We start from the raw sequence: 9589 nt of genomic DNA, 5'->3' as shown, positions 1-9589 counted from the left end.
CGGGTGGCCGCACTCGCCGCGACCGTGCGGGCGGCCGGCGCGGGCCCGGCGGCCCACCCAGGCGTCGGGGCGCAGGGCGTCGCCGGGTTCCACGGCGGTGTCGTTCATCGCGTCGAACACCGCCCGGTCGGCGGGGGTGACCAGGGCGACGTCGTCGACCGGGGCGTCCGGGGCGGCGAGCGCGGCGGTCAGCAGGAGCAGCAGGTGCCCGGCGATCCGGTCGGCGGTGGCCCGGTCGTGGCGGGCGGCGTCGTGGTGCACGGTCAGCTCGGCGGCCGTGACCGCCACGGTGATGCCGATTCGGGGGTCGGGGGCGGCGTCGGTGGTGTGCACGGCGACGTCGAGGAACGGGTGCCGGTCGGCCTCGGCGTGCGGGGCGAGGTCCTCGGCGAGCAGCTCGACCGGGTAGTCGGCGTACCGCTGCGCCTCGGGCAGTGCGGCGCGGAGCTGCCCGACCAGGTCCCGGTAGCTGACGTCGGGGCCACAGGCCACCGGCAGGGGCAGCAGGCCGGCCAGCGCGTCGCCGTCGGCCGGGCGGCCGACCAGCAGCGCCGACGCGCCCGTCCAGCGGCGCAGCAGCGCCGCCACGGCGGCGGCCACCAGCACGTACCGGGCGGGTTCGGCGCCCCGGCTGGCGGCGGCGAGCCGGTCGGCCAGCGCGGCCCCGAGGGGCACGGTGACGGCCTGCGGGTGCGCCGGCGCGCCGGGGGCGGGGGTGCGGTCGGCGGGGAAGCCGACCCGGTCCGCGCCGACGGCGAGCGTGTCGCGCCAGTGCCGGGCGTGGTCGGGCCGCCGCGCCGCGGCGATCCGGAGCTGGCCCCGGGTCATCAGAGACTGCATGATCTCGCTCTCCGGCTCACAGGTCGATGTCGATGGTGGAGGCTGCCGGGTCGACGGCGGCCCGCGCGCCGGTCAGCGCGCCGACCGGTCGGCCCGGGTCGGCCAGCACGGCGTCGAGGAGTTCCAGGTACAGGTCGGCGAAGGCGCGCACCGTCGCCGGCAGGAACAGCCCGGCGTGGTACGCCCAGTGCACGCGCAGCGAGTCGGCCCGCTCGTAGACCTGCATGTCCAGGTCGAACATGGCCTGCCCGGTGGGGGCGATGGCCAGTTCCACCGGCCGGCCGAGGAAGTCGACCCGGGCCACCTCGTCGTGCTGCATCGCGAAGAGGGTGTCGAACAGCGGGTGCCGGTGCGGGTCGCGGACCGGGAGCACCGCCTCGACCAGGCTGTCGAACGGGAAGTCCTGGTGGGCGAAGGCGTCCACCACGTCCCGGGCCACCTCGTCGAGCAGCACCCGGAACGGCGTGTCGGTGCGGACCCGGTGGCGCAGGCAGACGGTGTTGACGAACATGCCCATCGCGGCGTCCAGGCCCGGCGCGCCCCGCCCGGCGACCGGGGTGCCGACGGTGACGTCCGCGCCGTCGGTGGCCGCACTGTCGGAGCCCGCGCCGCCGGAGCCCGCGCCGTCGGTGGCCGTCGCGAGGAAGGTCGCGTAGACGGCGAGCAGCAGTTGGAACAGGGTCACCCCCTCGCGGCGGGCCAGGGCGCGCAGCGCGGCGGTGCGGGCGGCGTCCACAGTGAACTCGACGACCCCGCTGCCGGCGGTCGGCGCCGGCCCGTCGCCCGCCGGCCGGTCGGCGTCGGTGGGCAGCCGGGGCGGGGCGGGCGGGTCGGCGAACCGGGTCAGCCACCAGTCGCGCCCCGGCGGCTCGCGCCCGTCGACCCAGGCCGCGTAGTCGGCGTACTGGGCGGGGACGGGCGGCAGGTCCCGGCCGGCGTAGCGGGCGTCGACCTCGCGCAGCAGCAGGGCCAGGGAGAGCCCGTCGGTGACGATGTGGTGCAGCTCCAGGGCCAGCTCCGGCCCGGCCGGGGTACGCCGCAGCTCGGCGCGCAGCAGCGGCGGGGCGGCCAGGTCGAACGGGCTGACCGGCACCGGGGCGTCGGCGGGGGCGGCCACCTCGGGCAGCTCGAACGTCACCCCCGCCAGCACCCGCTGTGCCGGCCGGCCCGCCTCGGTGCCGAACGCGGTGCGCAGGACGTCGTGCCGGGCGATGACGTGCCGGAACGCGCCGGCCAGCCGGCCGGCGTCCACGTCGACCGGCAGCGGCAGCACCAGCGGCAGGTGGTAGGCCACCGACGCCGGGTCGCGGGACTGGGCCAGGTACACCCGGCGCTGCTGCGGCGACAGCGGATGCGCCACCCCGGCGGCGGCCGGGGGCAGCGGCGCGGCGGCCCGGGACCGGCGGATCTCGTCGGCGAGGGCGGCCACGGTCGGGTGACGCAGCACGGCGGCCAGCGACACCGCCACCCCGAACGCCCGCTGGGCCTCCACCGCCAGCCCGGCGGCGGCCAGGGAGTCCCCGCCCGCGGCGTAGAAGTCGTCGAGGACGCCGAGCTTCGGCACCCCGAGCACCCGCTCCCAGACGCGCACCAGCACCCGCTCGGTGTCGTCCCGGGGCGGCAGGTACGCCCCGTACCGGTCGTCGGGGGCGACCAGGTCGGCCGGGTCGAGCGAGTCGACCTGGACGACGTGGCGGGGCAGCTCCGCGTCGGTCAGCTCGGCGGCGAGCTGGCCGCGCAGCACCAGCGGGTCGAGGTAGTCCTCGGCGACGACGTACACGCAGCCGTCCTTGACGGCCACCTGGCCGACCTGCGGCCAGAGCCGGGCGAGGGTGTCCACGTCGGGGATCATCGGGCCGCTCCGATCGCCTCGGCCAGCCCGCGCACGGTCTGGTGCAGGTAGAGGTGGCGGGGGGTGAGGTCGGCCAGGCCCTGGTCGCGCAGTTCTCTGAGCAACCGCAGGGCCAGCAGCGAGTTGCCGCCCAGGTCGAAGAAGTTGTCCTCCGGCCCCACCTCGGCACCGAGGACCCGCTGCCAGATCGCCCGGATCCGCTCGTCCAGCCCCGCGTCGTCGGCCGGCGCGGAGGCCGGGGCGGCGGTGGCGGTGGCGGGGGCGGGCAGCCGGGCCGCGTCGAGCTTGCCGTTGGCGGTCAGCGGCAGCGCGGGCAGCGCGGTGATCGTCGCCGGGACCATGTAGTCGGGCAGCAGCCGGGCCGCCCGGCGGCGCAGCTCGGCCACCGACCCGGCGGCGTCGGCGAGCACCACGTACGCGTGCAGCCGGGTGTCGGCGGCCTCCGCGCCGGTCTCGACCACCACCGCCACGGCGAACGCCGCCGGATCGTCCAGCAGCACCTGGCGGATCTCGTCCAGCTCGATGCGGTAGCCGCGCACCTTCACCTGGTTGTCGAGGCGGCCGAGGTGTTCCAGCCGGCCGTCGGGCAGCAGCCGGCCCCGGTCGCCGCTGCGGTACATCCGCCCGCCGGAGAACGGGTCGGGCCGGAACCGCTCGGCGGTCAGCTCGGGGCGGTGCAGGTAGCCGTCGGCCACCCCGGCCCCGCCCACGTGGATCTCTCCCGCCGCGCCCGGGGGCAGCAGCCGGCCGACCGGGTCGAGCACGTACACCCGCCAGCCGGGCAGGGCCCGGCCCACCGATCGGCTGCCGGCCAGGGCCAGCCCTCGGTCGAGGGTCTGCGCGGTGACGTGCACGGTGGTCTCGGTGATGCCGAACATGTTCACCACCCGGCAGTCGGGCTCCGGGTGGCGGTCGTACCAGCCGGTGAGCATCCGGGCGTCGAGCGGCTCGCCGCCGAAGACGACCAGCCGCACGGCGAGCGGGTCGGCGGCCCGCCGGTCCACGTCGAGCAGCTGCGCGAACGCCGACGGGGTCTGGTTGAGCACGGTCACCCGCTCGGCGGCGAGCAGGGCGTGGAACTCGCCCGGGGAGCGCACCACCAGGTGCGGGACGACGACCAGGTGCCCGCCGGTGAGCAGGCAGCCCCAGATCTCCCAGACGGAGAAGTCGAAGGCGCTGGAGTGGAACATGGTCCAGGTGTCGTGCGGGCCGAGCCCGAAGTCGGCGGCGGTGGCGTCGACCAGGGCCAGGACGTTGCGGTGCGGGACCCGCACGCCCTTGGGCCGTCCGGTGGAGCCGGAGGTGTAGATGACGTACGCCGGGTCGTCCGGTCCGCCGACGTGCGGCTCCGCCGGGCCGGACCCCTCGGCGGACGGCCCGGCGCCGAGCCGGTCGGCGGGCGGCCCGGCGCCGGTCAGGTCGGCGGCGTCGACGCCCCCGGCGCCGACCAGCAGGGCGACGGTGGAGTCCTCGACGGTGTAGCGGATCCGGTCGACCGGGTAGGCCGGGTCGACCGGCACGTACGCGGCCCCGGCGCGGAGCACGCCGAGCAGCACCGCGACCAGGTCGACGGAGCGGTCCAGGCAGACCCCGACCCGGTCGCCGGGGGCGACCCCGCGCGCCGCGAGGGCGCGGGCCACCCGGCGCGCGCGGTCGTCCAGCTCGCCGTACGTCAGCCGCTCGCCGGCGCAGGAGACGGCCGGCGCGTCCGGGTGGGTCGCGGCGTGCCGGGCGATCCGGTCGTGGATGGTGTCCTTCGGGGCGGGCAGTTCGCCGGGGCCCCGGCCCAGGGCGACGATCGCGGCCCGGTCGGCGTCCCCGAGCGGGTCGCAGTCGTCCAGCGTGCGGTCCGGGTCGGCGACCACCTGCCCGAGGACCCGGACGACCTGGCGGGCGAACGCCTCGACCAGGTCGGCCGCCCACCCGGCCGTGCGGTGGTGGCAGGTGAGGGTGCTGCCGGCCAGGGCCAGGGTGAGCGGCCACACCGGCGCCAGGCAGGGCCGGTACGTGTCGGCGGTGCTGTCCGCGTCGAGCGCGCCCACCTCGACGTCGAGCAGCCCGGCCTGCGCCGGGGTCCCGGGGGCCGGCCAGGGCGACCCGGGCCCCGCCGTGGCGAGCAGGTCGCGGGCGCCGCCGTCCACCGGCACCGCGACGACGGTCAGCCGTTCGCCGACGACCGCGCCGACCCGGGGCCGACGCACCCCCCGGTACCGGGCCAGCACCGCGCCGACGGCGGCGACCAGGGCGCTCAGGTCGGTGCCGGTCGGCACGGCGACGGTGTGCACGGCGGTCCGGTCCACGCCGGGGTCGCCGCGCAGCCACCCGGCGTCGCCCGCGTCGTCGCCGGACGACAGCTCAACGGCCGGCGAGTCAGCGGCGCTGGTGTGGGCGGGATCGGTGGGGGCGGAGTCGGTGAGGGCGGGATCGGTGAGGGCGGTGAGTTCGGTGAGCAGGGTGCCGAGGCGGTGCCGGCCGATGGCGTGCCGGCGGGCGACCAGCACCAGGTCGGTGCCGTCGTCGTGACGCAGCAGCACCGCCCGCAGGTCGGGCCCGCCGGCCGGCAGGGGCCGGGCCAGCTCGGCGTCCCGGCGGGTCAGGGCGAGCCCCGCCGGGACCCGCTCGATCCACAGCCGCCCCGCGGCCAGCCGGTGCCGCCGGGAGACGGTGGCGAACCGGTCGGCCAGCCGGTCGGGGTCGGCGTCGGCGGCCAGCCGGGCGGCCGCCGCGTGGCACAGCCGCGCCGGGTCCGGGTGCTGTGCACTGTGCTGGGCGCTCATCGGGTGGTGAACCCCCCGTCGACGGTGATGACGGTGCCGGTGACCTGCGCCGACTCGTCGGAGGCGAGCCAGAGGGCGGCCTGCGCCACCGACCCGGGCTCGATCAGCGCGTTCATCGGCTGGGCCTGTACGAAGGTCTCCTCGTGCTCGGCGACCGGGACCTCCAGCGACCGGGCGATCTCGGCGAGCATCCGGCCCTCCACGTGCGGGTCGTCGCGGACCGAGCCGGGGCACAGCGCGTTGACCCGCACCTTCAGCGGGGCGTAGTCGAGCGCGGCGGCGCGGGTCAGCCCGACCAGGCCGTGCTTGGCGGCGACGTAGCCGGCGAAGTGCCGGTAGCCGACCAGGCCGGCGGTGGAGGCGACGTTGACGATGCTGCCGGCGCGCTGCCGGCACATCACCTCGCCGACCGCGCTGATCATCCGCCACGGCCCGGACAGGTCGACGTCCAGCATGAGCTGCCACTCGGCCTCGGTGATCTCGTGGGTCGGCTTGCCCGACGGCGCGGCGATGCCGGCGTTGTTGACCAGCACGTCGACCCGGCCGAACCGGTCCAGGCACAGCGCGACGGCGGCCCGCACGGCGGCGGAGTCCCGCACGTCGGTCCGCACCGGGTACGCGGCCACCCCGTACCCGGCGCACAGGTCGGCGGTGTGCGCGAGCTGACTGGCCGACCCGAGCGGGTACGGCACCCCGGGCAGGTCGGCGGCCAGGTCGACGAGGACCACGTCCGCGCCCTGGGCGGCGAACGCGACCGCGCAGGAGCGGCCCAGCCCTCGGGCCGCGCCGGTGACGATGGCGGTCTTGCCGGCCAGCCGGTCGCCGGTGACCACCGGAGCGGGCCGGGTCGGCGCGTCGGTCATCCCGCCAGCTCCCGCCGGACCAGGTCGAGCAGGGCCGCCGGGGAGTCGGCCAGGTACATGTGGCCGCCGGGCAACCGCTGCGCGGCGAACCCGGCCGAGGTGACCCGCTCCCAGCCGGTCAGCGCGGCGTCCGGGACGAGGGAGTCGTCCTCGCCGCGCAGCGCGGTCACCGGCACCTCGATCCGCTTGTCGGACGGCGGCCGGTACGTCTCGTGCAGCTCCACGTCGGCGCGCAGCCCGGGCAGCAGCAGCTCCCGCATGTCCGGGTCCTCCAGGGCCGGGTGGGTGTAGCCGGCGAACTCCTCCACCCGGGCGACGAACTCGTCGTCGGGCAGGTCGGCGGCGGTGCGGTCCCGGCCCGACCAGGGGTCGGGCGAGCCGCTGACGAACAGGTGCGCCACGGTCACCCCGGCCGTACCGGTCAGCCGGCGGGTCATCTCGTACGCCAGGACCGCGCCCATGCTGTGCCCGAACAGGGCCACCCGGTCCGCTCCGGCGACCAGTTCCAGCACCTCGTCGAGCAGCCCGTCGACGGCCTGCTCCATCCGGCGGTAGGGCTCCTCGACGAACCGCTTCTCCCGCCCCGGCAGCGACACCGGGGCGACCTCCAGCTCGGGCGGGGCGAGGCGGCGCCACGGTTGGTACACCGACGCGCCCGCGCCGGCGTACGGGAAGCAGAGCAGTGTCGTGCGGGTCAAGACGACTCCTTGCCGACGAGGGCGGACCGGACGGCGCGCAGCAGCCCGGCATCGGCCCGGGCGAGCAGGTCGTGCCCGCCGGGAACGGTCAACGTGGTGCATCCGGCGGTGGTCAGGTCGGCCCAGGCCGCCGCCTGCGTCGCGGGCACGTGCGGGTCGGCGTCGCCGACGATCGCGGTGACCGGGACGCCCACCGGATCCGGGTCGCGCAGGCGGTAGCTGCGGCCCAGCTCGAAGTCGGCGCGGGCTGCCGGCAGCGCCGCCGCGGCCAGTTCCGGGTGCCCGGCGACCGCCGGTGGCATGGTGCCCAACGCCACCAGCTCGGCGAGGAACGCGGCGTCGTCCACGGCGGACCAGTCCGGCTCGACGCCGGCCCGGTGCGGGGGCACCGCCGAGGAGACCACCAGCAGGTCGGCGGGGCGGTGACCACGCCGGACCAGCCGCCGGACCAGCTCGAACGCCACGTACGCGCCGAGGCAGTCGCCGTAGACCGCGTACGGGCGGTCCAGGTGGGGGGCGAGGGCCGCCTCCAGAGCCTGCACCAGCGGGGTCATCCGGCGGGGCGCCGGCTCGTCGGCCCGTTCCCGACGACCCGGGTACTGCACGGCGTTGACCTCGACGGACCGGGGCAGCCCGGTCCGCCAGGTCTCGAACGCCCCCGCGTTGCCGCCCGCGTACGGCAGGCAGAACAGCCGCAGCGCGGGGCGGGGCACCGGCGCGCGGACCACCAGCCAGGGCGTGTGCTCAGCCATGCCGGGCCACCCGGTCGACGAGCGCCCCGAAGTCGTCCAGGGCGACGAACTCGGCCAGGGTCAGGTCGCTGCCGTAGCGCTGCCGCAGCCCGGCGACCAGCCGCAGGGCGCGCAGCGAGTCCCCACCGGCGGCGACGAACCCGGTGTCCTCGGAGCGCGGCGCCACCCCGACGACCTCCCGCCACAGCCCGGCGACGCGGGCGGACCACCGGGACCGGGCGTCGGTGGGCACCGCCTCGGCCGACCCGACCGGCGGCAGCGGCGCGGTCGGGTCCGCGGCCAGCAGCCGGGTGAACGTCCCGGCGAGCCGGTCGGCCCAGTCGTCGTCGAAGCGCCGGCCGTCGTACTGGAGGGTGAGGGCGAGCCGGCCGGTGTCCGGGGCCACCTCGACGTCGACGGCGAGGCTGAACGCGACGTCGACGGTGATCCCCCGGCTGGCCACGATCCGGGGGCCGGCGGCGTCGGTGGCGGCGTGGAAGTGGGTGTAGTTGAAGAAGCTGTCGAAGCGGGGGCCGGTGCCGCCGGCCCGGACGATCTCGGCGAGCGGGAACCGGTGGTGGCCCATCAGGGACCGCTCGACGTGCCACGCGTCGCCGGCCAGCTCGGCCAGCGGCCGGTCGCGCAGGGTCGCGGTGACCGGCAGGGTGTTGAGGAACAGCCCGAGGGTGGCGTCGCTGCCCTCGCCCTCGGGCCGGCCGCCGACCACCAGGCCGGAGACCACCTCGTCCCGGCCGGTCGTCTCGCCGAGCGCCCGCAGGTGCACCGCCAGCAGGTACGCCTTCACCGGCACCCCGGCCGCGCGGGCGGCCCCGGTGACCCGGTCGGTGACGGCCGGCTCCAGCGGCACCCGCCGGGTGACGGTGATCCGGGGTGCCGGCCCGCCGAGCAGCAGCGGCGGCGCCGCCCCGGCGCCGTCCAGCCAGAACCGGCGGGCGGCCGGGTCGGCGAGGGCGGCCCGCTCGGCGGCGACATAGGCACGGAACGGCAACGTCGCCGGGACCGGCGCGGACCGGCCGGCGCGGCGTCGGTCGTGGTCGGCCAGCAGAGCGCGGACGAACGCCTCCAGGCTCCAGCCGTCGAGGACGGCGTGGTGCTCGGCGACGACCAGGGTGAACCCGTCCGCGCCCTCGTCGAGGGCGTACAGCCGGACCAGCGGCGGGCGGGCGACGTCGAACGGTCGGGTCCGCTCGGCCTCGACCAGGTCGTCGATCCGGGCCCGCCGGGTCTCCTCGTCGGCCCCGGCCAGGTCGTGCACCGGCACCTCGACCGGCACGTCGGCGTGCACCAGTTGCAGCGGCTCGGCGTACCCGTCGGGGGCGAAGCCGGTGCGCAGCACCGGGTGCGCGGCCACCAGGGCGGCGAACGCGGCCCGCAGCGCGTCGGCGTCGAGCGGCGCGTCGACCCGGTGCGCGGTGACGTTGTGGTACGTCGCCGGGTCGCCGGTCAGCTCGCAGTGGTAGAGCATGCCCTGTTGCAGCGCCGTCATCGGGTACGCGTCGACCACCCCGGCCGGCAGCCGGTCCCGGTCGGCGGCGGCCAGCAGCGCGAACGCCTCGGCGTCGGGAGTCTCGGCAGCCGGCCGGCCGGCGGCGGCGCCCGTACCGGCGTCCGGGTCGGCGAGGCTGATCTCGCCGTGCTCGACCAGCTCCCGGATCGACTGGTGGACGAAGATGTCCCGCAGCCGGAACGACAGGCCCCGCCGGTTGGCCGCGACCTGCATCTGGATGCTGCGGATCGAGTCGCCACCGAGGGCGAAGAAGCTCTCGGTCACCCCGACCGTCGGCACGCCGAGCACCTCCCGCCACGC

The 9589-nt window shown here is 77.4% G+C and carries 6 protein-coding genes and 1 pseudogene; all 7 read right to left on the bottom strand.

The annotated features are described in order from the left end of the window. On the bottom strand, window positions 1-840 hold an 840-nt coding region (locus ABT023_RS25755), incomplete at its 3' end, for a condensation domain-containing protein (protein ID WP_350888968.1). Between the two features lie 16 nt (window positions 841-856). Further along, the gene (locus ABT023_RS25750) at window positions 857-2692 is read right to left on the bottom strand and encodes a condensation domain-containing protein (RefSeq protein ID WP_350888967.1); all 1836 of its coding nucleotides are present in this window, start codon (window positions 2690-2692) and stop codon (window positions 857-859) included. Then, entirely contained in the window at window positions 2689-5469 is a 2781-nt protein-coding gene (locus ABT023_RS25745) for an amino acid adenylation domain-containing protein (protein ID WP_350888966.1), read from the bottom strand. The genes ABT023_RS25750 and ABT023_RS25745 overlap by 4 nt, the downstream gene beginning before the upstream one ends. Beyond that, on the bottom strand, window positions 5466-6332 hold the full coding sequence (locus ABT023_RS25740; protein ID WP_350888965.1) for an SDR family oxidoreductase: 867 nt from the start codon (window positions 6330-6332) through the stop codon (window positions 5466-5468). The genes ABT023_RS25745 and ABT023_RS25740 overlap by 4 nt, the downstream gene beginning before the upstream one ends. Then, window positions 6329-7030: a thioesterase II family protein gene (locus ABT023_RS25735; RefSeq protein ID WP_350888964.1), complete on the bottom strand. Its 702-nt coding sequence runs from the start codon at window positions 7028-7030 to the stop codon at window positions 6329-6331. The genes ABT023_RS25740 and ABT023_RS25735 overlap by 4 nt, the downstream gene beginning before the upstream one ends. Beyond that, on the bottom strand, window positions 7027-7782 hold the full coding sequence (locus tag ABT023_RS25730) for a thioesterase II family protein (RefSeq protein ID WP_350888963.1): 756 nt from the start codon (window positions 7780-7782) through the stop codon (window positions 7027-7029). Before ABT023_RS25730 ends, ABT023_RS25735 begins: the two co-directional genes overlap by 4 nt. After that, window positions 7775-9589, bottom strand: a pseudogene (locus ABT023_RS29205) (condensation domain-containing protein); the annotation flags it as partial. The gene ABT023_RS25730 and the pseudogene ABT023_RS29205, both read right to left, overlap by 8 nt.

Source organism: Micromonospora sp. NPDC002296 (assembly GCF_040296145.1).
Classification (GTDB): Bacteria; Actinomycetota; Actinomycetes; order Mycobacteriales; family Micromonosporaceae; genus Micromonospora.
This window is presented reverse-complemented; position numbering and strand designations above follow the sequence as displayed.